Origin of the sequence: Aeromonas sp. S16(2024), assembly GCF_041403065.1 — a bacterium.
In the GTDB taxonomy this organism is placed as follows: Bacteria; Pseudomonadota; Gammaproteobacteria; order Enterobacterales; family Aeromonadaceae; genus Aeromonas.
In genome coordinates this window covers 25030-47642 of sequence record NZ_JBGLQX010000018.1, presented here as the reverse complement: position 1 = coordinate 47642, position 22613 = coordinate 25030, and the positions used below count along the sequence as shown (strand labels likewise).

Below are 22613 nucleotides of genomic sequence, written 5' to 3'. Positions count from 1 at the left end.
GGGCGCCCTCTCTTTTTCCACCTCATCAGCCCACTGGCTGGCCCAGCTGCTGGCGATAACGCTGGGGGGCGCACCCCTGTTCGCGCTGGAACATGGCGATAAAGGCCGAGGTGGAGGTGTAACCGAGGCGCCAGGCTATCTCCTGCACCGGCATGTCCCCCCGCAGCCAGTCCAGCGCTTTTACCATGCGCAGCCGGGTGCGCCACTGGCCGAGGCTCATGCCGAGCTCCTTCTGGCAGCGCCGCGCCAGGGTGCGCTCGGTGGTGTGCAGCACCTTGGCCCACTCGGCCAGGGTGCGGTTGTCCTCCGGCGCCGCGTGCAGGGCGGCCAGCAAGGGCGCGAGCAGGCGGTCGCGACTCTGGGGCAGGTAACTCGGCTGGCAGCGGGTGCGGGCCAGCTTCTCGATGAAGAGCTCCCCCTGGCGCGCGTCCCACTCGTCTTCCAGATGGCCGACCCGGCGCTGGGTAAAGTCCTCCAGCAGGGCGCGCAGCAAGGGGGTCAGTTCCAGCAGCTGGGGTTCCCTTGGCAGGCTCGGGGCCAGCGCGTGGCTCACATAGATGGAGGTGTAATCCAGGGTCTGCTCGTTGAAGGCACTGTGGGGCAGGTTGGCCGGCACCCAGATGAGGTAGTCGGCCGGCGCCACCAGTCGCTCCCCCCCGACCTCCACCACCATGACCCCCAGGCTGATGAGGCTGAGCTGCCCCCAGGGGTGGGCGTGCTCGGCGCAGGCGTTGCCCCCCTGGATCTGGCTGTAGCGAAAATAGAGGGGGTTGGGGTCGGCCAGCAGGCGATCCTGCTCGGCCAGGGTGAGGCTGCCCATGCAGATTGTCCCAAAGCGGTTATGACATGTCTTATTTACGCTACTTGCATCGTTCAAGACAAGGCTAGACTCTCGTCATCGTATCAAGGAGTGCCTATGCCCTTTCTCTTCCCCCTGTTCGCCATCCTGATCTGGGCCGCCAATACCGTGGTCTCCAAGGCCGCCGCCGATGTGCTGGATCCCGCCGCCATCTCCTTTTACCGCTGGGTGATCGCCGCCCTGGCGCTGACCCCCTTCTGCCTGCCACAACTGTGGCGCCGCCGTCGCGAAATCCGCCCCTGGCTCGGCAAGCTACTGGTGCTGGCGGCCCTTGGCATGGTGCTCTACCAGTGCCTGGCCTACTACGCCGCCCACAGTACCTCGGCCACCAACATGGGGGTCATCGGCTCCCTCATACCGCTGCTGACCCTGCTGCAGAGCGCCCTCTTCTTCGGCCAGCGCCCGGGCAAGCAGGCGCTGCTCGGCATGAGCCTCTCCCTGTTCGGGGTGCTCTGGCTGCTCGGCAAGGGCCAGCCCCTGGCCCTGTTGCACGACGGCATCAATCCGGGGGATGGCCTCATGCTGCTCGGCTCCGCCAGCTATGCCCTCTATGGCCTGCTGATCCGCCGCTGGCAACTGCCGTTCGGCCCCTGGCTCAACCTCTACATTCAGATCCTGCTGGCGGTGCTGCTGCTGATCCCGGTCGCCCTGAGCGCTGACTCCCTGGCGGTGCCCGCCGAGGGCTGGGGTCTGGTGCTGTTCGCCGGGCTCGCCTCCTCCCTGCTGGCGGCCTACTGCTGGATGCGCGGCCTCGCCGCAATGGGAGCGGAGCGCACCTCGGTATTCATGAACCTGATGCCCCTGTGCACGGCGCTGATCGCCGTCATCTCCCTGGGGGAACCCATCCACGGCTTTCACCTGATAGGCGGCGGTCTGATCCTGACCGGCGTCATGATCTCCCAGTTCAAGCCAAGGCTTCGCCGCCCTCTGCCCGAAGGGGCATAAGCCATCGCCGTGGCAGCATGAAGAAGGGAGCCTCGGCTCCCTTCTTTCATCAGCGGGTTAGAACGGCCTCAGCTGCTGCGGCGCCAGTGGTAGCGGCGCTCGGGGCGACCGCGCTGGCCGTAGTTGAGATCCACGTCCAGCTTGTCTTCGGACTCCAGAAACTCCAGGTAGCGGCGCGCCGTGGTGCGGCTGAGGGACAACCGCAGCGCCACCGTATCGGTGGAGAAGGCGGTGTCCGGCTCCCCCGCCAGCAGCTCCAGCACCTGGCGCAGGGTGATGGCGTCTATGCCCTTGGGGGTGTCGCGCACCTCCCGCGGCTGAATGCGCCCCTTGCCCATCAGGCGGTCGAGATCGCTCTGCTCCAGCAGGCCCCGCTCGCACAGACGGCGATGCAGGGTGAGGATCTCGTCCAGGCTCTGCTGGATGCGAAACAGCCGCAGCGGCTTGATGATGTAGTCCTGCACCCCGAGATTCAGAGCCTGCTGTATGGTCTCCACGTCGCAGGAAGCGGTCACCATGACCACGAAGACCTCCCGATTGTGGCTGCGCAGCCGGTTCACCCACTCCAGACCCGAGCCGTCTGGCAGGGAGATGTCCACCACCAGCAACTGGGGTTCGGTGGCGCGCATCATGAGATCGGCCTGGGCCAGGCTCTCGGCCCGCCCCAGCAGGGAGTAGCCCGGGGTCGAGGAAACCAGCTCGGCCAGGATGGCACCGATCCGCTCGTCGTCCTCGATAACAAGAGTGAAAATTGGCTTCATGACTCACACCAATTGGTTTTTATTCAAATAGATACCGAACAAGGTGGTCTGTTCGGCGGTGCGGCGCCATTCTATCACACCGCCACGGCGGGCCACCGTCTTCTTGACCAGGAAGAGACCGACCCCATGATCCCCGGTCTGGCGGCTGACCCCATAGTCAAACAGGTGATCCGCCAGTGCCTCGTCCACCCCCTCACCGCTGTCCTCCACCTCGATCACCAGCCGACGCCCGAAGTCATCCACCGAGATGAGCACCCGGGGGGCGCACCGCTGGCGGTTCGCCCAGGCGGCCCTGATGCCGTTATCCAGCAGGTTGCCGATGCAGGTGATGAGATCCGCCGACACCTCGGCCGGGTACTCCCCGAGCGCCGAGCCGGGATCCAGCACCAGTTCGACGCCGAGCTCCCGCGCCCGGCTGAACTTGCCGAGGATGAGGCCGGCCACCGGCTTGTTCTCGATGGAGCGCAGCAAGTCCTGCAGCATGGTCTGGCAGGCCTCGTTCTCCTGCTGGATCAGCTCCACCGCCTGATCCACGTGGCCGAGCTGCAACAACCCGGAGAGACTGCTCAGCTTGTTGGCAAACTCATGGGTCTGGATGCGCAGCATCTCGGCATACTGGCGCAGGTGAGTCACCTGCATGCCCAGGCTGCCGGTGCCGTCCGGTCGGCTGAAGATCAGCATGCGGCCCGGCTCGCGGCCGCCGAGCTCCTGCCAGTGACCGACGAAGGCCTCCCCCTGGACGGTGAAGTTGACGCCCCCTTCCTGCTCCAGAGTGGGCAGCAGGCTGGGGGCCAACTCGGCCAGGGAGTGGCCCAACAGGGCGTGGCGGCCGGTACCCGGCAGCCGCAGCTGATAGAAGGCGGCGCTGTTGAGCATCTTGATGCGATGGTTGGCGTCGAGGGCCACTATCCCCTCCGAGATCCCCTCCAGCACCAGATCCTGCTGGGCGAAGCGGTTGACTATGGTCTCGGGCTCCAGATCCAGCAGGGTGCGCCTCAGCCGGTGCTGCACCCAGAACGCCAGCAGCAGGCCGCAGCCCAGCACGGCGCCGATGGCGCTGATGAGCAGGGCGATCCGCTCCAGATAGGTACCCTCCACCGTCTTCATCAGGTAACCCACCGCCACCGCGCCAATGGCGCGCCCGTCCGCCCCTATCACAGGCGAGAAGCAGCGGATGGCCGGGCCGAGCGTGCCTTTGTCCCTGGAGCAGTAGCTGCGCAGCTCGTGGATAGCCGGCCAGATGTCCTCGCCCCTGAAGGTCGCGCCGACCAGCTCTGGGGAAGGGTGGCTCAGGCGGCGGGCATGCTCGTCGGTCACCACCATGTAGGCGGCATCGGTGCGGTTGCAGATCCCCTGCACATAGTCCCGCAGGCCGGGATCCTTGCCCTGCTGCAGGGCCTGCACCACCCGGGTATTCGCCGCCAGCACCCGGGCCAGATCGCTCCCCTTCTCCTCCAGGTTGCTCTCCAGCAGATGGCGGATGAAGAGGGCGAGCAGGGCCCCCAGGATCAGGATCAGCAGCAGTGAGAGCCCGAGGGAGAGGGTGACCAGTTGGTGGCGCAGTTTCATCGATTAACCTTGCATGCTCAGGAGGCGGACCAATAGTGCGGGCGCCACCAGGTCTGGTCAATGAGCGGCGCGGGATCACCGTCAAAATCCGCCAGCCCCTCCTCGCGGGCGGCCAGGGCCACGGCTCTGGCGACCGCGCGGGCCACCTCGCCCACCTGTTCGATAGGGGGCAGCAGCCGACCCGTCACCAGCGGATAGGCACCCACAGCCCGCACTGCGGCCAGCAACATGCCATCGCTGATGCGCCGCGCCTTGACCGCGCAGGCCCCCAGACCAATGCCCGGGAAGACATAGACGTTGTTGCACTGGGAGACCACCCGCACCTCCCCCCCTACCTCGACCGGGGCGAACGGGCTGCCGGTGGCGAGCAGGGCGCGCCCGCCGGTGGCCCGCCACACCTGCTCCGGGGTCGCCTCGGCGCTGCGGGTCGGGTTGGAGAGCGGCAGGATCACCGGGCGCTCGCACGCCTCCCCCATGGCCGTCAGCACCGCCTCGTCGAACAGGCCCCCCTGGCCGCTCACCCCGATCAGCACCCCGGGGCGCAGCCGGGCGATGAGCTCGGGCAGGGCGCCGCAGGCCTCCTCTGCCGGGCGGGCAAAGGGCTGCTGGGAGGGGGTCAGGTTGGCCCTGTCCAGGCAGACCAGGCCATCCTGATCGAACAACTGCACCCGCTGTGGGCTGCCCGCCAGCCGGGCCAGCATGGCGGCGATGCCGCACCCCGCCGAGCCTGCGCCGACGATGAGTACAGGGGTATCGGCAAGCGTGCTGCCCGCCTGCTGCAAGCCCGCCAGCACGCAGGCGGAGGCGACCGCCGCCGTGCCCTGGATGTCGTCGTTGAACATGCAGAGCTCGTCCCGGTAGCGGGCCAGCAGGTTGGCGGCATGCTTGCCGGCAAAGTCCTCGAACTGCAGCACCACCTGGGGCCAGCGCGTGCGAATGGCCGCCACTACTTTGTCCATGAAGTGGTAGTAAGTCTCGCCGTCGATGCGCGGGGCCTGCCAGCCGAGGTAGGAGTCATCCTCCAGCAGCGCCGGGTTGTTGGTGCCCACGTCCACGCACAGGGGCAGGGTGCGGGCCGGGTTGATGCCGCCGGCTGCGCTGTAGAGCGCCAGCTTGCCGATGCAGATCCCCATGCCGCCGATGCCGAGATCGCCGAGCCCCAGCACCCGCTCCCCGTCGGAGATGACGATGACGTCCACCTCCTGCTCCACCGCGGCGAAGATGGCGTCCAGCTCGTCCCTGTCGTGCCAGGAGAGGTAGAGACCGTGGCTACGCAGGTAGAGATCGCTGTGGCGCTGGCAGGCCTCCCCCACCACTGGGGTGTAGATGATGGGCAAGAGCTCCGGCAAGTGGTGGCGCACCAGATCGTAAAACAGCACAGGGTTGTCCTCCTGCAACTGGCGCAGCAGCAGGTGTTGGTCGAAGGGGCTCTGCATGGCCGAGACCAGGCGGTAGATGCGGCGACGCTGCTGGGAGAGGGACTCCTCCTTGTGGGGCATGCGCCCCATCAGTCCCTGACGCTTGCGTTCGGCATAGGGCAGGCTGGTGCCCATCATGATGTCGTTCATGTCGTTTTCCTGTATCCGGTCGTCACGCGAGCAGAGAGATGAGGGCGGTGGCCAGGATCAGCATCACGGCCCCGCCGAGGCGAGAAGAGATCTGGGCAAACGGCATCAGCTTCATGCGCTGGGCTGCCGACAGCACGGCCACGTCACCGGTGCCCCCCATGTTGGCCATGCACAGGCCGCCGGTGATGGCCGCCTCTATGGGATAAAAACCTATCATGCGCCCCACCAGGGCCGCCCCCAGGGCGCCGCCCACCACTGTGGTCAGCACCATGATGAAGTAGTTGACCGAGAAGGCGCCGATGAGCTCGGGGATGCTGGTGTAGGCCACCCCTATGCCCACCAGCAGGGAGGGGGTGAGGTTGCTCACCACGAACTGGTACCAGTCGGCGGCCGCCTGCTCATAACGACGCGGCAATACACCGCTCACCTTGATGAAGGCCACCGCCAGTATCATCAGGGCGAAGGGGTGCATGGGAATGAAGTTGCCGAGCAGGGAACCCAGCACGAACATGCTGGAGCTGATGAAGAGGCCCATACCCAGGCTCTGCAGGGTCGGCGCCTCGGCCTGCTCGTCGGCGACGCTCTGGCCACTCTCTTTCACCATCAACCTGCCGTTGCCGGTCAGGGAGGGGTAGCGGCGACCGAGGCGCGCCAGCAGGGAGCCCACCAGTATGGCCAGGGTGTTGGCGATCACCACGGCGGGCACCATGCGCGACAGCAGGTCGGCACTGGACATCTGCAAGGGGCCGGAGAGGATCTCCACCAGCGGCACGGCGCCGGCGCCCATGCCGCCCCCCATGATGGGCAGGCCGATGAGCAGCACCGCATTCTTGAAGCCGTATCCCATCAGGGAGCCGACCAGGCCGACGCTCAGCAGCGCCAGCGAAACGCCCCCCAGGATCACCGGCAGGTAGCGCATGGCGGCGTTTTTCAGCAGGGCGCTGCTCATGCCGAACACGGACCCGGTCACCAGGCTGGCGATGAAGAAGTTCAAAAAGCCCCCCTCCTTCATGAAGCGGCTGATCACCTCACCCGCCTCGGCCGGCAGTATCCGGTACTCGAACAGCGCGGCGCCGCCGAAGATGGCGAGTATGGTGCCGCCCCCCAGGTATTCCCGTATGGGGGGGATGCGCTCGCCCAGCTCGCTCAGCAGGGTGCCGAGCACGAACATCAGCGCCAGGGCGCCGACCATGCCGAGCGGCAATGAGCCGTTCCAGCCGGCGTAGAGGACGCAGGTGGCGAGCCCGAGGAAGATCATCATGGGCATGCCGGCGATCTGTTGGTCGCTCCAGGCGCCCTTTATCTGTACTTGGGGGGTAGAGAGGTTTTTCATTGTTATGCTCCAGCTTGTGGTGTGGCGCCACTCTACGTATCCCCTCCTGTGCTGTCGGTTAGCGGGCCTGCAAAGCCATATAAAAACATTGAAACCTTAAGCACCATTGCCCTCCCCACGTCCCCGGCCCCGAAACTGAACGTGATCTGAATCACGCTTTACTTAGCCTGCGAAATAAATATAATGCTTAGCAGGCTAAGTATGTGAGGTATCTGCCATGAAAAAGGATCTGGAGATGTTGCGCGAGCTCTCCCTCGCCGAGCAGCTGGGGCGACTGCACCGGTTGTGGCGCACCGTGGCCGATATCGAGCTGGCCCCCCTTGGGCTCACCCATCCGCGCTGGACAGCGCTCTGGAAGCTGAGTCGCCTCGGCGGCCACCTCAGCCAGAAGACCCTGGCCGAGGCGCTGGAGATAGAGCTGCCCTCCCTGATGCGCACCCTGGGCCAGCTGGAGGAGCAAGGTTTGATCGAGCGCCACTGCTGCAGCCAGGACAAGCGTGCCCGCATCGTCACCCTGACCCCGGCCGGCAAGGCGCTGCTCGACAAGATCGAGGATCGCATCATGGAGATACGCCGGGAGCTGCTCGCCGGCATCAGCCAGCAGGAGCTGGCCCAGTTTGAAGAGATAGTGCACCGGATCTCCGCCAACGCCCTCGGCAAGATCGGTGCCCAGCATGAAGAGAGAGAATAAGATGACCCCGGATCAACAATTCAAGCGCTGGATCAAGTGGGCCATGGCCTGCTTCGTCCTGGTGTTCGGCTACTTCCTGCTGGCCGACATCAAGATGCCCCTCACCCCCCAGGCCATGGCCACCCGGGTCGTCACCAAGATGGCGCCCCAGGTCAGCGGCAAGGTGGTCGAGGTCGCCGTGGTGAACAACCAGCACGTCAAACAGGGGGATCTGCTGTTCGTGCTGGATCCGGCCCCCTTCGAGCTCGCGGTCGAGCAGGCCAGACTCGCCCTGGATCAGGCCGAGCAACAGAATCGCCAGCTGGATGCGACCCTGAACGCCGCCGCCGCCGACTTCAGCTCGCTGCAGACCCAGACCGCCCAGAAACAGCGGGAGGCCGAGCGCATCGATACTCTCTATCGTCGCCACATGGTGTCAGAGCAGCAGAAAGATGACGCCGACAGCGCCGCCCGCACCGCCCGTGCCAACCTGCTGGCCAGCCAGGCCCGCATGGAGCAGGCTCGCGTCAACCGTGGCCTGCCCGGTGACGACAACCTGCTGCTGCGCCAGGCGCGCAACCGCCTCGCCCAGGCCGAGCTGAACCTCACCTACAGTCAGGTCCATGCGAGCCAGGATGGCATCATCACCAACCTGCAGCTCAAGCCGGGCAGCGTGGCCACGGCGGGCGCTCCCTTGCTGGCCCTGGTCTCGGAGCAGGTGGACGTGATCGCCGATTTTCGCGAGAAGAGCCTGCGCCACATCACCCCGGAAAGCCGCGCGCTGGTCGCCTTCGACGGCGAGCCCGGCCGCCTCTATCCGGCCCGGGTCGCCAGCCTGGACGCCGGGGTCAGTGCCGGTCAGTTCGATGCCAACGGCCTCTTGGCCAACCCCATCGAGTCCGACCGCTGGGTGCGGGACGCCCAGCGCCTGCGGCTGCACCTGACCCTGGAGCAGTTGCCCGCCCATCTGCCGGCCGGGGCCCGCGCCACCGTCCAGCTGTTGCCGGACAACGCCCTGAGCGCACTCTTTGCCCGCGGCCAGATCCGCCTGCTCAGCCTGCTGCACTACATCTACTGAGATGACAACCATGAACCTGTGGCACAGACCCCTCACCGCCAACGAGCTGCGCCAGTGTCTGCGCATCGCCTTCGGCTGCACCCTGGGGTTTGTACTGTGCAAGATCTTCGGCTGGAGCAACGGGGTCTTCTTCACCGTCACCCCGGTGCTGCTGCTTGGCATGATCCCCGTGATGAACGGCCACGCCGCCCGCCAGCTCATCGCCTCCGCCGCCATGTGCGGGCTGGAGGTCGGCCTGCTGGGCGGTCTGTTCGGCAGTCATCCCGGGCTGATGACCCCCCTCGTCTTCCTGCTGTTCCTCTACCGTTTCGCCGCCATGTCCCGGGGCAGCCTCTTCCTGTTTGGCGCCAATGGCGTGCTCAGCCTCAGCATCATGCTGCACTTTGCCAGCTACCCCGGAACCGATCTGAACGATCTCATCTTCAGCAACCTCTGGGCCAGCGTCCTGTCGGTGCTCATCGCCTACCTGATGACGGCCCTGATCCCGGATGTGGAGGCGCGGCCCGCCCCCGCCCCCTCTCCCAAGGCGCCCCACCGGATGCGCCACGAGGCGCTGCTCGGTGCCAGCATCGCCACCCTGTCGTTCCTGGTATTCCAGCTGTTCGATCTGCGCGACTCCATGTCCGCCCAGGCGACCACCCTGCTGGTGCTCTTCCCCATGCACTGGGACGGAGCACTGAGCTACGCCCGCAAGCGCGCCATGGGCACCCTGCTGGGGGTGAGTTTCGGCATCCTGGGGCAGCTGGTGCTCTACGACTGGTCCGGTCTGCTGCTGCTGGTCACCCCCCTGCTCTGGCTCGGCGCCATGCTGTTCAGCCATGCCCATGTGAAGGAGGCGAGCGGCTCCGGGGTCGGCTTCGGTGCCCTCACCACCCTCGGCATACTGTTTGGCCAGTACCTGACGCCCGGCAACGATCTGGTGTTCAGCGCCCTCTACCGGGTCAGCAGCATCCTCTTTGCCATCGTCGCCACCCTGCTGGCCTGCTACCTGATCCACCGCCTGCTCAACCGTTTCGAGGCGACCCGCTTCGGTTATTGATCCCCTTTCCAATGGCCAAGGATGTGCTGTCTTTCGCCCCGCAATCCTGCGGGGCGTTTTTTTGCCCGCAGGCTCCACAGTGCGACGGACGCATCCCGACGCAAGGGGGGCACACCGAGGTTGCAGTTGATCCTCAGCCTGTTAGGCTCAAGGCCATATGACACCGTTCAAAGGATGCGACATGAAACAGGCCAAGCTCTTTCTACTGGGGATGGGGGGTATGATCCTGCTCGGCGGCTGCGATCTGGGGGCCGGCAAGCTGGGGGTGACAGGGGGCGATCCCGTCACCTATCTGTGCGAGCAGAACCAGAAGGTGCAGGTGCGCTACTTCTCCCTCTCGGACGAGAGCCTGAACTTCGTCAAGCTCGCCCTGCCCGATGGCAAGGATTACACCCTGCCCCAGGCGGTCTCCGCCTCTGGCGCCCGCTACACCGACGATCACGAGGCGGTCTGGTGGAACAAGGGGAAGGAAGGCTTCGTGGAGATGCGCGACAAGGATGGCGAGTGGCAGAGCCTCTATAACGACTGCAAGGAGCAATAAGCCCCACAGGCAACCGCTCCCCCGCAGTGACAAAGACCCCGGCCAAGGCCGGGGTCTTTGTCATCTCACTTCGACGTCATATCGGACCACAACCCGTACCGGGATGGCTTGCGGATTCTGCTCGGACACCCGATAACGCACCTGCGCCAGCCCTGAGATGGCGATGAGGTCCAGCACGCCGGGGGGCTCGGACCCCAAGACCTCGGGACTGAACAGATCGCCATTGGAATCGATGAGGTAGCGAAGGGTCACGCAGCCCTTCACCGGCCTCTCTTTGGGCAGTCCACCGACCGGATTGAAGTCACCGATCTGCTCCACCTGAACCCAGTATCTGGGCAGATCCTCCCAAACGATATCCACCGGAGGCTGATTCAGCTTCGCGGTGGGGCTGGCGCAGCCCCCCAGCATCAGGGCGACCCCCAGCAGCACTAGCTTCAAACCCATTCAACTCTCCTTGTCCTGTGACCGCTCGGCTCCTTGAACGGCCAGCCAGTGTCAGACAGTGAGGCTCATTCGGGAAGTCCCCATCTGGCGAGGCACTCTCGCGGGCAATAAAAAGGCCAACCCTGGGGTTGGCCTTGTTCGCAAGGGGACGACTCAGGCGCGCTTGTCGCTGACCACCAGCCAGAGCGCGTGGACCATGCCGGGCAGACCGCCGAGCAGGGTCAGCACTATGTTGATGAAGAAGTGCAGGCTGAGCCCCACCTGGATAAAGGCACAGATCGGCGGCAGGAAGATGGCCAGCAGGATCTTGAGCAGATTGTTCATCTCATGGTTCCTCATGAAAGATGTCATGTGATTCGGATGGGCTAACCATAAACAGCCTTGCCCACAACTGCAAACCACAGCGGACAGCTTTCGCGCCTTTCTCGTCCGGGATTGAGCCAGGGTTCAGCTGACGAAGGTCGGCGAACCCAGCGCCCCCGGGAAGCGCAATGATCAGGCCAGCAACTGGCAGGGGATCCGGCTCTTATGCTCCCGCTCCCGCCAGGCATCGAGACCGTGGATGATCTGGTTGCCGCTATCGTCACGCCAGCAACTGGCAGGGGATCCGGCTCTTGTACTCCCGCTCACGCCAGGCGTTGAGATCGTGGATGATCTGGTTGCTGCTGCCGCGCCAGAGCAGGCCGGGGTCGGCCAGCCCCTTCTCGAACTTGCCATCCACCAGCACATCCAGTAAGCAAACCAGCTCACGCTGGGCCGGCGAGAGCTCACCGAGCAGGTAGCCGGTCCAGCACCAGATATCCTTGCCGGGGCACTCGGCGCGCACCCGTTTTACCAGCGCCAGCACCTGGGGGACGTTGGCCGGGTGGAGCGGATCGCCGCCGGAGAGCGACAGACCTCGCCGCTTGATGCGCGTGTCGTTGAGATCCCTGATGACGCGGTCGCTCATCGCCTCATCAAACAGCTTGCCCCCATCGAGGCGCCAGGTGCTCTGGTTGTAGCAGCCCGGGCACTGGTGCTCGCAGCCGGAGACAAACAGGGTGGCACGGGTACCAGGGCCGTTGATCACATCGACCGGGTAGTATTGGTGGTAGTGCATCTTGTCTCTCGGTTCACGGTTTGGCAGGCAAGTGATGATGGATTTTCAGCCCCCTCATCCCCAGCCCTTATCCCACTCTTTTCAACGTGAGCGGGAGAAGGGTGCAGAGCGACGTATTGCGGATAGTCCCGAGGAAACCAGCTTGCCAATCAGAACAAGAGATGACTGTCGCTCTTCGGCCCCCACAGCTCAGCTATCGGCACCCTCTCCCCCTGGGAGAGGGTGTGAGGGCTCGGCTTACATATGTTTGACCCGGCGCTTCACCTCTTCCTGCTTGCCCGCATTGAAGGGGCGCGCATCCGGGCTGCCGAGGTAGCCGCAGACGCGGCGGGTCACCGACACCTTGGCGGGGTCGTGGTTGCCGCAGCGCGGGCAGGTAAAGCCCTTGGAGGTGCACTCGAACTCGCCGGTGAAGCCGCAGTCGTAGCACTCGTCGATGGGGGTGTTGGTGCCGTAGTAGGGCACCTTGTCATAGCTGTAGTCCCAGACGTTCTCGAGCGCCTCCAGGTTGTGCTGGATGTTGGGGTACTCGCCGTAGCAGATGAAGCCGCCGCTGGCGATGGGCGGATAGGGCGCCTCGAAGTCCAGCTTGTCGTAAGGGTTCACCTGCTTCTCCACGTCCAGGTGGAAGCTGTTGGTGTAGTAACCCTTGTCGGTCACCCCGGCCACCACGCCAAACTCCTTGGCGTCGATGCGGCAGAAGCGGGTACAGAGGTTCTCGCTCGGGGTGGAGTAGAGGCTGAAGCCGTAGCCTGTCTCCTCCTTCCACTCGTCGGTGGCCGCCTTGAGGCGGGCGATGATGGCGATGGCCTTCTGTTGCAGCTCGGCGCTGTCAAACAGGTGCACCGAGTCGCCAAACAGGGCGTTGATGGTCTCGTGCACCCCGATGTAGCCGAGCGAGATGGAGGCGCGACCATGTTTAAAGATCTCGCTGACGTTGTCGTCTGCCTTCAGACGCACGCCGCAGGCCCCTTCCATATAGAGGATGGGGGCGACCCGCGCCTTGACGCCATCGAGTCGCTTGATGCGGTACATGAGCGCCGTCTTGGCCACTCGCAGGGCGGCATCCAGCTTGTCCCAGAAATCCGCCTCGTCGCGGGATTTGAGGGCGATGCGCGGCAGGTTGAGGCTCACCACCCCCAGATTGTTGCGCCCTTCGTGGATCAGCTCGCCATTCTCCTCGTAGGCGCCGAGGAAGGAGCGGCAGCCCATGGGGGTCTTGAAGGAGCCGGTCACCTTGACTACCTGGTCGTAGTTCAGGATGTCCGGGTACATCCGCTTGGAGGCGCACTCCAGCGCCAGCTGCTTGATGTCGTAGTTGGGATCGCCCGGCTTGTGGTTGAGGCCATCCTTGATGGCGAACACCAGTTTCGGGAACACGGCGGTCTTCTTGTTCTTGCCAAGACCGGCGATGCGGTTGCCGAGGATGGCGCGCTGGATGAGGCGCGACTCCCAGCTGTCCCCCAGGCCGAAGCCGAAGGTGACAAAGGGCGTCTGACCGTTGGCGGTGTGCAGGGTGTTCACCTCGTACTCCAGGGACTGGAAGGCGTCGTGACACTCTTTCTCGGTGCGGGCCATGGCATAGGCATCCACGTCGCTGATGCCCCACTCTTCGGCCACTTCCCGGTGTTTCTCCCAGCTGATGGTCACATAGGGCGCCAGCACCTCGTCGATGCGGTTGATGGTGGTGCCGCCATAGATGTGGCTCGCCACCTGGGCGATGATCTGGGCGGTCACGGCGGTGGCGGTGCTGATGGATTTGGGGGTATCGATCTCCGCATTGCCCATCTTGAAGCCGTGGGTCAGCATCCCCTGCAGATCGATCAGCATGCAGTTGAACATGGGGAAGAAGGGGGAGTAGTCGAGATCGTGGAAGTGCAGATCGCCGCTCTCGTGGGCCTGCACCACCTCGCGGGGCAGCATGTGGCTGATGGCGTAGTGCTTGGCGACGATACCGGCCAGCAGGTCGCGCTGGGTCGGGATCACCTTGGAGTCCTTGTTGGCGTTCTCGTTGAGCAGGGCCGCATTGGTCTGCTCCACTAGGCCACGGATCTCCTGGGCCAGCCGGCCGCGCGCCTCGCGAGCCTGATCCCGGTCGTGACGGTACTCGATGTAGGCACGGGCGATGGCCTTGTCGTCGGAAGCCATCAGATGGTTTTCGACCCGGTTCTGGATCTCGTGGATATCGACTTCACTGCGCCCTTCCAGCTCCTGGCTGACCGCGTTTGAGATGCGCTCGGCCAGCGCCGGATTGGCCTGATTGACCGCTTCCGTCGCCCGGCTCACCGCCTCGGCGATCAGCTGGCCATTGAATGGTGCGCGACATCCATCACGTTTGATCACTACCGGTTTCATCGATTTTCCCCGCATTAAAGGCCTGGCAGCCACCCTGGGCTCACCCTTGTTGAGTCCCCTTCTCCGCACCCTATCCCCGGCGCACATAAAAACAGCCAAGGCGTGAGAGGCCCGGGCTGACACTGAGAGGGAGACGACTTATGCACAGCTTGATAACACTATATATGGGTGTTTTTATTATGCTAACCCCTATATGTGGGGTCTATTAGGCCCCAAAGCGATAGTCCGTTTCTTGATCCAGGACAGGTTTTGGAAGGAGTGGCGCAGTTCACAACCAGCGCCAAAAGAGGCTTTACCTGCGCATCCCAGACGGGGTGCGGGCTGGCGCCCGATGAAGGTTGCCGGGGAGGAATAACACCATCTGACAACAATTGACCAAGGCATCCAGTAGCCGGAACGCACATAATGGGTGCACTCCCCTGTCCATGGAAGATGAACGTGACCAAGGTGTGGCACCTGTTAGCCCTTTTCCCGCTCCAGCTGATGGCCGCCGAGATCCTGGTGATCAGCAGCTACCATCAGGCCAATCTGTGGGATCAGAGCTATAGCGCCGCCCTGAAGAAGCACCTCAAGGGCAATCACCACATCAGCCACCTCTACCTGGATACCAAGCGTCAGCCTCACCAGACGCAGGATCAGCTCGTCAGCCAGGGGATGGCGGCCTATCAGGCGCGCAAACCGGCGCTGGTCGTGCTCGGCGATGACAACGCCATCAACGCCCTCGCCCGCCCCATCGCCGCCCTGGGCACCCCTGTGGTATTTCTCGGCATGAACGAAAACCCGCGCCCCAAGGGACTGGTCGGCCATCCCCAGATCACAGGCGTGCTGGAGCGTCCCCTGCTCAAGCGCAACATCAGCGAGATGAGCCAGCTGATGGGGGGCATCAGGCAGGCGCTGGTGCTGTTTGACGAGAGCGAGGTGGCGCGCACCGCCATCGAGGAGGAGTTCAAGGCCCGCAGCGAGCTGCGGGTTGGCCAGACCCGGGTGAGCAGCCGGCAATTCACCGACTACAGGCGCTGGCAGGAGGCGGTGCTCGCCAGTCGGCAGAACGGCTATGAAGCGATTTTCCTCGGCCTCTATCACACCCTCACCGACGAGCAGGGGCTGCATGTGGGCGAGCAGCAGGTGCTGGCCTGGACCAGCGCCCACAGCCCAGTGCCCCTGTTCGGTTTCTGGGACTTTGCGGTGGGGCCGGGTCGCACCATAGGCGGCCTGGTGCTCGATGGTCGCCCCCAGGGGGAGAAGGCGGCAGAGCTCGCCAATGCCATACTGGCGGGCACGGCGCCGGGGGCCCTCTCCCCCCGCGCCGCCCAGCGCGGTGAATACCTGTTCAGCAAGAGCGAGCTGGCACGCTGGCAACTTGAGGCGCCATCAAGATGGCAGGGGCGGGTGATCTATGTCGACTGAGCCCAAAAACAACAGACCCGGCCATCTGGCCGGGTCTGTTTTATTGTGTCCCTGTCAACTCAGGGCTGGATCGCCGCCTGCAACTCTTCTTCGGTCCAGATGGTGATGCCGAGCTCCTGCGCCTTGGCGAGCTTGGAGCCGGCGGCTTCCCCTGCCACCAGCACATCTGTCTTGGCCGACACCGAGCCCGCCACCTTGGCCCCCAGGGCCTGCAGCGCCGCCTTGGCATCGTTGCGCGACAAGGTGGTGAGGGTACCGGTCAGCACGAAGGTCTTGCCGGCGAAGGGCTGATCGCTTGCCTCCTTCTTCTCGATGGCCGGCCAGTGGATGCCGGCGGCCAGCAGGGCGTCGAGCACCTCTATGTTGTGGGGCTGGCGCAGGAAGTAGTAGACATGCTTGGCCACTATGTCCCCCACGTCGGCCACCTCCAGCAGCTGCTCCACCGAGGCGGCACGCAGGGCATCCAGGGTGAGGAAGTGGTTGGCGAGGTTCAAGGCAGTCGCCTCCCCCACCTCGCGAATGCCCAAGGCAAACAGGAAGCGGGGCAGGGTGGTGCTGCGGGCCTTGTCGATGGCGGCCACCAGATTGAGGGCGGATTTTTGCCCCATCCGCTCGAGACCCGCCAGCTGGATGGCATTGAGGCTGAACAGATCCGCCGGGGTCTTCACCAGCCCCTTGTCCACCAGCTGCTCCACTATCTTGTCACCCAGACCGTCCACGTCCATGGCGCGCCGCGCCGCGAAGTGCTTTATCGCCTCCTTGCGCTGCGCCTCGCAGAACAGGCCGCCTGAGCAGCGGGTCACCGCCTCCCCTTCCAGCCGCTCCACCGCAGAGCCGCACACAGGGCACTGGGTGGGGAAGAGGATCTCCCGAGCATCCGCGGGGCGCTGGGCCTCTACCACTGCCACTATCTGCGGGATCACGTCCCCCGCCCGACGCACTATCACGGTGTCGCCGATCATGACGCCAAGGCGTTCAATCTCGTCGGCATTGTGCAGGGTGGCATTGGATACGGTGACGCCACCGACGAACACGGGTTTGAGCTTGGCCACCGGGGTCACGGCGCCGGTGCGGCCCACCTGGAACTCGACATTCTCCAGCAGGGTCATCTCCTCTTCTGCCGGGAACTTGTGGGCGGTGGCCCAGCGCGGGGCCCGGGCCACGAAGCCGAGCTCCTGTTGCAGTGCTATGTCGTCGACCTTGTAGACCACGCCGTCGATCTCGTAGGGCAGCTCGCTGCGGCGGGCCAGGATGTCGTCGTGGAAGGCCTGGCAACCGGCCGCCCCCTCCTTGAGCTTCACCTCGGGGCTGAGCGGCAGCCCCCAGGCCTTGAGCTGATTGAGGCGAGCGAAGTGGGAGTTCCCCAGCTCGTCGCCGCCCACGCCCACGCCATAGGCGTAGAAGCTCAGGGGACGGCTGGCGGTGATGCGGGAATCGAGCTGGCGCAGGCTGCCGGCGGCGGCGTTGCGCGGGTTGACGAACACCTTCTCCCCTGCCGCCAGCGCCTTGGCATTCATCGCCTCGAAACCGGCCTTGGGCATGAAGACTTCGCCGCGCACCTCCAGCCGCGCAGGCCAGCCCGTGCCACGCAGCGCGAGCGGAATGGCCTTGATGGTGCGCACGTTCTCGGTGATCTCCTCCCCCGTGGCGCCATCGCCCCGGGTGGCCGCCTGCACCAGTTGGCCGTCCACATAGAGCAGGCTGACCGCCAGACCGTCGAGCTTGGGCTCGCAGCAGAAGGTGAAGTTCAGCTCGCGCTTGAGGCGATCGCGCATGCGCTGCTCGAAGGCCTGCAGCTCTTCGTCACTGAAGACGTTGTCCAGGCTCAGCATGGGGATCTCGTGGCGCACCTGGCTGAAGGCCGAGAGCGGCTGGCCGCCGACCCGCACGCTGGGGGAGGCCGGGGTTTTCAGCTCGGGGTGCTCGGCCTCGAGCGCAATCAGCTCGCGCATCAGGCGATCGTATTCGGCGTCCGGCACAGTCGGCTCATCCAGCACATAGTACTGATGGCCGTATTCGGTCAGCAGCTCACACAGTTGACGGTGGCGGAAGAGGATGTCGCTCATGAAGAAGTCTCGAAGTGTGATGGAACAATCAGTCTGGGGCAGAAATGAAAATGCGGCACCGGGGTACCGCACTTTTCATGGCTGAGGCCACATGGCACATCAGTCGCGGCTGGCCTCGTAGGCAGCCAGCTCGTGGCGATAACGGGCAATGTCGTCGTCGCTCAGCGGGCTGCGCGAGGCATCGGTCAGCATGGCATCGAGATCGCTTGCCAGTTGATCCGCCGCCTGCAGCATGTGCTCGAACGCAAAGGCCGCGTTGCTGCGCAGGGGCAGCTGCATGAAGAGGGACACACCCGGGGTGCTGAACTGCTCCATGCGATAGGGATTAAAGGTACCCGGCTTGACCATGTTGATCATGGAGAAGAGCACTTCACCCTTGCCGCCCAGATCCTCGTGACGGTGGAAGATATCCATCTCGCCAAACTTGAAGCCCAGCGCCAGCAGGGAGGAGAGCAGGGTCGCCCCTTGCAGATCGTGACCAGGACGGGCCATCAGGTTGATGACATAGACGTCCTGCCAGATCTTCTCGACCGGCGGCTGCTCCTGGACGGGCTCGGCCACCTGGACCGGCTCTTCGTAGGCGGGCTCGTCATCATAATCGGGCTCTTCATACGCAGGCGCGGGCTGGGCATAGCGGGCTTGTGGCTGCGGCGCGGGCTCGCGGGCACCGAAGGTCGGCGCCTGGGCGTAGGCCGGCTCCACCAGCGGCTCGTCGTCCAGTGGCTGCATCATGGGTTCGCGTTGGGGGCGGGAGCGGTGCACCGGGGTGCGGCGGATCACCTGGGCAGGCTTGCGTACCGGCGCGGCAGGCACCTCTTCGACAGGCTCGGCGCTCGGCTCCTCATACTCGTCTTCTTCTTCATAGACGGGTGGCGGCGTCACCGGACGGGGGGCTGGCTTGCGCACCACGGGCGGCGGCAGATCGTCATCCTCGTCCTCATCGAAGGCGGGTACTGTGGCGGCACGGCGGGGTTCCGGCTGATGGGCCTCGTCGCTGCGCAGCTTGGGCTCGGCACGACGGCCGCCGCTGACCACACGCACCTGACCAATGCCATCGCTGTCAAACGCATCGCCGTCACGAGCCCGTGACTTGGATTCCATACGACCCAGGGGTTTTTCCTTGATCGGTGCCTGACGGTTCTTTCTGTTGCTCCACAACCCGTGAATGAGCAATGCCGCAATGGCAATACCGCCCAGGGCAACCAAGATGTAACGCAATTCCTGCATTAGCTGCTTCTCTTTCTAGTTTTGCTCAGCCAAAGCGACGGCTTCACCGATGTCAACCGACACGATGCGAGAAACCCCGGGCTCTTGCATCGTGACGCCTATCAGCTGCTCGGCCATCTCCATGGAGACCTTATTATGACTGATGTAAACGAACTGTACTGTGCTCGACATCTCTTTGACAAGAGAACAGAAGCGACCCACGTTCACTTCATCGAGCGGTGCATCCACCTCATCCAGCAGACAGAAGGGTGCTGGATTGAGTCTGAAGATGGCAAAAACCAGCGCAAGGGCGGTTAGCGCCTTCTCCCCCCCGGAAAGCAGGGCAATGGTAGCATTCTTCTTGCCCGGAGGTCTTGCCATGATGCTCACTCCGGCTTCCAAAAGATCGTCCGAGGTCAGCTCAAGCCAGGCACTGCCCCCCCCGAACACTTTCGGGAACAGGGATTTTAAATCTTCGTTGACCTTATCGAAAGTGTCGCGGAACCGTATTTGTGTTTCTTTATCAATTCTTTTAATGGCTTGGCTCAGAGTTTCCAGCGCCTGCTCCAGATCCTGGCACTGGTTTTCCAGGTAGCTTGCGCGGGTTTTCGCCTCTTCATACTCCTCCAGCGCCGCCAGGTTGATGGCGCCAAGTGCCTCCACCTGAGCCTCCAGCGTCGAGATCTCCTGGCGCAGCTTGCCGCGATCGGCGGCGATCAGCACGGCCTGGTCGAGATCCACCAGACGCACGCCCAGCTCGTCGAACTGCTCGTGCAGCCCCTGTCTCCGGGTCAGGTTGCGCTCCCGCTCCAGCCTGAGCTGGGCCAGCTTCTCCTGCAGGGCCACCAGCTGCTTGTGGTCGGCGCTTCTGGCCTGCTCCAACTCGGCCAGTTGGCGCTCCAGCTCGGCGAGCCGCTGATGGCAGGCGAGCTGCTGCGCCTCCAGGTTGCGTTGCTCCGCCAGCAGGGGCGAGATGTCCTGCACCGCCTGGGCGTCCGGTCCCTTGAGCTCGGCCAGTTCCAGACCGAGCCGGGCCAGCTCCTGCTCGCGCAGGGCGATGAGCTGCGCCAGATTTTGCTGCGCCAGTTGCCAGCGCTGGCAGCTTGCCTGCTGCTGCTCCCGGCGCGCACGCGCCTCCTCCAGCGCCCGCTCGGCACCTGTGACCCCTTCCTGGGCCAGCAAGAGTGCCTCCGCAAGCGGCTCTCCCTGCTCCTGCAGCTCGGCAAGGTGCACCTCTTCCAGCTCGAGCTGCTGCTGGGCCGCAGCCAGTCGCTCGGCCTCCTCGGCCTGCTCCTTGTCCAGCCGGGCAAGCTCTTCCCCAAGCAGGCCGAGGCGCAGCAACCGCTCCTGCCGCTGACCCTGCTGCAGGCTCCAGGCTTCCCGCAGTTGCTGCCATCGCAGCTCCTGCTCGCGCAGGGTGCGCTGGCTCGCCTCAAAGGCGCTGTGCAAATGGGCGCGGTCGGCATCTGCGGCCTTCAACTGGGCATCCAGCTGAACCAGCGCCTGCTCCCCTGCGGTCAGTTCGGTGTGTAACCGCTCACGTTCACCGAGCAGCGCCAGGGTGCCGAGGGCGCCGCCCTGACCGAGATCGGCCCAGTTCGGGCCAAACCACTCCCCCGCCGGGGTCAGCACAGACTCACCGGCCAGGAGAGATGACTGGCGGGCCAGGGCCGCCTCCCTGTCATCGGCCAGCCAGATGACGTTGAGGAAGGCGGGGATGTGATCCCCCTCGAGCCGGGCCGCCAGAGTGCCAGGCACCGCAGGGTGAGCCGGGCCTATCCAGAGCCCGCCCTGCTCGAGGTTGCATTCATCCCCCGGCTGGGCGGTGAGCCAGCGCCCAAGCACCTTGTCCAGCGCCTGGGCCCACTCGGGGGCGACCTGCAGCCGATCCGCCAGGGTGGTGCCCAGCATCTGCTCCCCCAGCATCTGATTAAGAGTGGTGAGGCGGGCGCCGAGCTCGCGCAGCAGGCCGCCCTGCCGATCCCGCCGTTCTTTGAGGGCCTCGTGGCCGGCCACGCTGGCCTGCCATTGCGCCTCCAGCTCCCCCTGGCGGGCCCGGGATTGTATCAGCTCATCCGACAGGGCATCCAGCGCGGGTTGCAGGCTCTCACCTTCCCCGCCGAGGGGGCCTGCGCGTTCATCCGCCAGCTTGAGTCGCGCCAGCCGGGTCTTGGCCTGCAGCTCCTGCAGGCCATTCACCTGGGTGCGGGTCTGGTTGAGCCTGCCCTGTGCCTGGCCGAGCTGCTGCTGCCACTGCTGCTGGCGTTGGCGAGCCAGCTCCAGCCGCTCGCCGGCCGCGAGGCGAAGAGCCTGCTGATCGGCAAGTAACTGCTCACACTGTTCGAGGCGCGCCGACTCCACCTCCCCCTGAAGGACGCCCTCGGCCTGCTGCTCCTGCTGGCTGGCCAGCTGGGCCTTGATGCCGTCGATACGCTCGCCGAGGGCCTGACGCCGCACCTGCCAGTCGCGACCGAGCTCGGTCTGGTGAAGCTGCTGTTGCTCTAGGCGGGCGATGGCCTGGCCGCCGAGGAAGATCTGCTGCTGGCGACTCGCCTGCTCGGCCTGGGCCTCCTGGCGGGCCACCGACAGGGTGACGTGGCGCCCCTCATCGGCGGTGCGCTTGGCATCTAGCGCCGCCAGCGCCTGCTCGGCCTGCGCCAGCTCGCTCTTGGCCTCGCCGAGGCGGGTCTCCAGCGCCCACAGCTCGGAACCGATGAGCTCGGCCCTTGCGGCGCGCGAGCGGCCCTTGAGCTGCTTGTAACGCTCGGCGGTTTCGGCCTGGGATTTGAGGTGCTCGAGGCGGGAGCCCAGCTCGCCACGAATGTCGCCAAGGCGCTCCAGGTTCTCCTGGGTGTGGCGGATGCGCTGCTCCGTCTCCCGGCGCCGCTCCTTGTAGCGGGAGACCCCCGCTGCCTCCTCCATGAAGAGCTTGAGGTCCGCCGGGCGCGACTCCACCAGCCGGCTGACGGTGCCCTGCTCTATGATGGCGTAGCTGCGCGGACCCAGACCGGTGCCGAGGAAGAGATCGGTCACGTCCTTGCGGCGGCACTTCTGGCCGTTGATCTGGTAGTGGTTGGAGCCGTCGCGCAGCACCTCCCGGCGCACCGAGATCTCGGTATAACGGCCAAATTCACCGGGCACCCGGTTGTGGGGGTTGTCGAACACCAGCTCCACCGAGGCGCGGCCGTGGGGGCTGCGGTTGATGGAGCCGTTGAAGATGACGTCCGTCATGTTCTCGCCGCGCAGGTGGCGGGCCGAGCTCTCCCCCAGCACCCAGCGCACGGCGTCGATGACGTTGGACTTGCCGCAACCGTTGGGACCCACCACGGCGGTCATGTCGGCCGACAGTTCGATGCGGGTCGGCTCGACGAACGACTTGAAGCCGGCGAGTTTGATCAGTTTCAGACGCATGGCGGCCTATGTGGGTAGCGAAATAAAGAGGAGGCGGGCAGGCGACTTTACCAAATCCAGACCCGGCTTTGTTTGTAATATGCAGGCATCATCCCCATTCAATGCCCGATTTTCAGTCGCCACGGCACGAAATAAGGAATAGTCGGCGACTTTACCAAATCCAGACCCGGCTTTGTTTGTAATATGCAGACATCATCCCCATTCAATGCCCGATTTTCAGTCTCCACGGCACGAAATAAGGAATAGTCGGCGACTTTACCAA

Annotated in this window: 18 protein-coding genes; 6 read left to right on the top strand and 12 right to left on the bottom strand. The window is 64.8% G+C overall.

The genetic code is table 11. The features are described 5' to 3' along the window. Positions 1 to 25: 25 nt before the first annotated feature. A complete protein-coding gene (locus ACB030_RS14315; RefSeq protein WP_371160665.1) occupies positions 26 to 820 on the bottom strand; it encodes a helix-turn-helix transcriptional regulator in 795 nt (264 codons plus the stop codon). A gap of 96 nt (positions 821 to 916) precedes the next feature. Between ACB030_RS14315 and ACB030_RS14310 the strand changes: the two genes are divergently transcribed. After that, complete coding sequence (locus ACB030_RS14310; protein ID WP_371160663.1) at positions 917 to 1804, top strand: DMT family transporter; 888 nt, start codon at positions 917 to 919, stop codon at positions 1802 to 1804. A gap of 68 nt (positions 1805 to 1872) precedes the next feature. Here ACB030_RS14310 and ACB030_RS14305 read toward each other — a convergent pair whose 3' ends face one another. The 4 genes from ACB030_RS14305 to ACB030_RS14290 are packed head-to-tail and all read right to left on the bottom strand — an operon-like array spanning position 1873 to position 7035. Then, the gene (locus ACB030_RS14305) at positions 1873 to 2565 is read right to left on the bottom strand and encodes a response regulator (protein WP_205641265.1); all 693 of its coding nucleotides are present in this window, start codon (positions 2563 to 2565) and stop codon (positions 1873 to 1875) included. A 3-nt stretch (positions 2566 to 2568) separates the two neighbouring features. After that, the gene (locus tag ACB030_RS14300) at positions 2569 to 4134 is read right to left on the bottom strand and encodes an ATP-binding protein (RefSeq protein ID WP_371160661.1); all 1566 of its coding nucleotides are present in this window, start codon (positions 4132 to 4134) and stop codon (positions 2569 to 2571) included. A 17-nt stretch (positions 4135 to 4151) separates the two neighbouring features. Then, positions 4152 to 5702: an oxaloacetate-decarboxylating malate dehydrogenase gene (gene maeA, locus ACB030_RS14295; protein WP_371160659.1), complete on the bottom strand. Its 1551-nt coding sequence runs from the start codon at positions 5700 to 5702 to the stop codon at positions 4152 to 4154. Between the two features lie 22 nt (positions 5703 to 5724). Further along, positions 5725 to 7035, bottom strand: coding sequence for a 2-hydroxycarboxylate transporter family protein (locus ACB030_RS14290; protein WP_371160657.1), 1311 nt, complete (start codon positions 7033 to 7035; stop codon positions 5725 to 5727). A gap of 217 nt (positions 7036 to 7252) precedes the next feature. Between ACB030_RS14290 and slyA the strand changes: the two genes are divergently transcribed. From slyA to ACB030_RS14270, 4 genes are all read left to right on the top strand, one after another. After that, positions 7253 to 7726, top strand: coding sequence for a transcriptional regulator SlyA (slyA, locus tag ACB030_RS14285; protein WP_371160655.1), 474 nt, complete (start codon positions 7253 to 7255; stop codon positions 7724 to 7726). Position 7727: 1 nt separating this feature from the next. Continuing rightward, the gene (locus ACB030_RS14280) at positions 7728 to 8783 is read left to right on the top strand and encodes an HlyD family secretion protein (protein WP_371160756.1); all 1056 of its coding nucleotides are present in this window, start codon (positions 7728 to 7730) and stop codon (positions 8781 to 8783) included. Between the two features lie 10 nt (positions 8784 to 8793). After that, entirely contained in the window at positions 8794 to 9822 is a 1029-nt protein-coding gene (locus tag ACB030_RS14275; protein WP_205641261.1) for a DUF2955 domain-containing protein, read from the top strand. A gap of 181 nt (positions 9823 to 10003) precedes the next feature. Then, positions 10004 to 10363, top strand: a complete 360-nt coding sequence (locus tag ACB030_RS14270) for an MliC family protein (protein ID WP_371160652.1) — start codon at positions 10004 to 10006, stop codon at positions 10361 to 10363. 60 nt (positions 10364 to 10423) lie between these two features. Here the strand turns inward: ACB030_RS14270 and ACB030_RS14265 are convergent, their stop codons facing one another. From ACB030_RS14265 to nrdD, 4 genes are all read right to left on the bottom strand, one after another. Continuing rightward, positions 10424 to 10807: an energy transducer TonB gene (locus ACB030_RS14265; RefSeq protein WP_371160650.1), complete on the bottom strand. Its 384-nt coding sequence runs from the start codon at positions 10805 to 10807 to the stop codon at positions 10424 to 10426. A gap of 153 nt (positions 10808 to 10960) precedes the next feature. Continuing rightward, positions 10961 to 11131, bottom strand: coding sequence for a YqaE/Pmp3 family membrane protein (locus ACB030_RS14260; RefSeq protein ID WP_371160648.1), 171 nt, complete (start codon positions 11129 to 11131; stop codon positions 10961 to 10963). 259 nt (positions 11132 to 11390) lie between these two features. After that, the gene (nrdG, locus tag ACB030_RS14255; protein ID WP_371160646.1) at positions 11391 to 11906 is read right to left on the bottom strand and encodes an anaerobic ribonucleoside-triphosphate reductase-activating protein; all 516 of its coding nucleotides are present in this window, start codon (positions 11904 to 11906) and stop codon (positions 11391 to 11393) included. Between the two features lie 237 nt (positions 11907 to 12143). Further along, positions 12144 to 14261: an anaerobic ribonucleoside-triphosphate reductase gene (gene nrdD, locus ACB030_RS14250; protein WP_371160644.1), complete on the bottom strand. Its 2118-nt coding sequence runs from the start codon at positions 14259 to 14261 to the stop codon at positions 12144 to 12146. A 432-nt stretch (positions 14262 to 14693) separates the two neighbouring features. Here nrdD and ACB030_RS14245 point away from each other — a divergent pair, with 432 nt between their 5' ends. Then, entirely contained in the window at positions 14694 to 15668 is a 975-nt protein-coding gene (locus tag ACB030_RS14245; RefSeq protein WP_371160642.1) for an ABC transporter substrate-binding protein, read from the top strand. Positions 15669 to 15727: 59 nt separating this feature from the next. Here the strand turns inward: ACB030_RS14245 and ligA are convergent, their stop codons facing one another. The 3 genes from ligA to ACB030_RS14230 form a co-directional block, all read right to left on the bottom strand. Beyond that, positions 15728 to 17734 (bottom strand): NAD-dependent DNA ligase LigA, encoded by a 2007-nt coding sequence (gene ligA / locus ACB030_RS14240; RefSeq protein WP_371160640.1) that lies wholly within the window; start codon positions 17732 to 17734, stop codon positions 15728 to 15730. 99 nt (positions 17735 to 17833) lie between these two features. Beyond that, positions 17834 to 18961: a cell division protein ZipA gene (zipA, locus tag ACB030_RS14235; protein WP_371160638.1), complete on the bottom strand. Its 1128-nt coding sequence runs from the start codon at positions 18959 to 18961 to the stop codon at positions 17834 to 17836. 15 nt (positions 18962 to 18976) lie between these two features. After that, positions 18977 to 22351: an AAA family ATPase gene (locus ACB030_RS14230; RefSeq protein WP_371160636.1), complete on the bottom strand. Its 3375-nt coding sequence runs from the start codon at positions 22349 to 22351 to the stop codon at positions 18977 to 18979. Positions 22352 to 22613 lie beyond the last annotated feature (262 nt).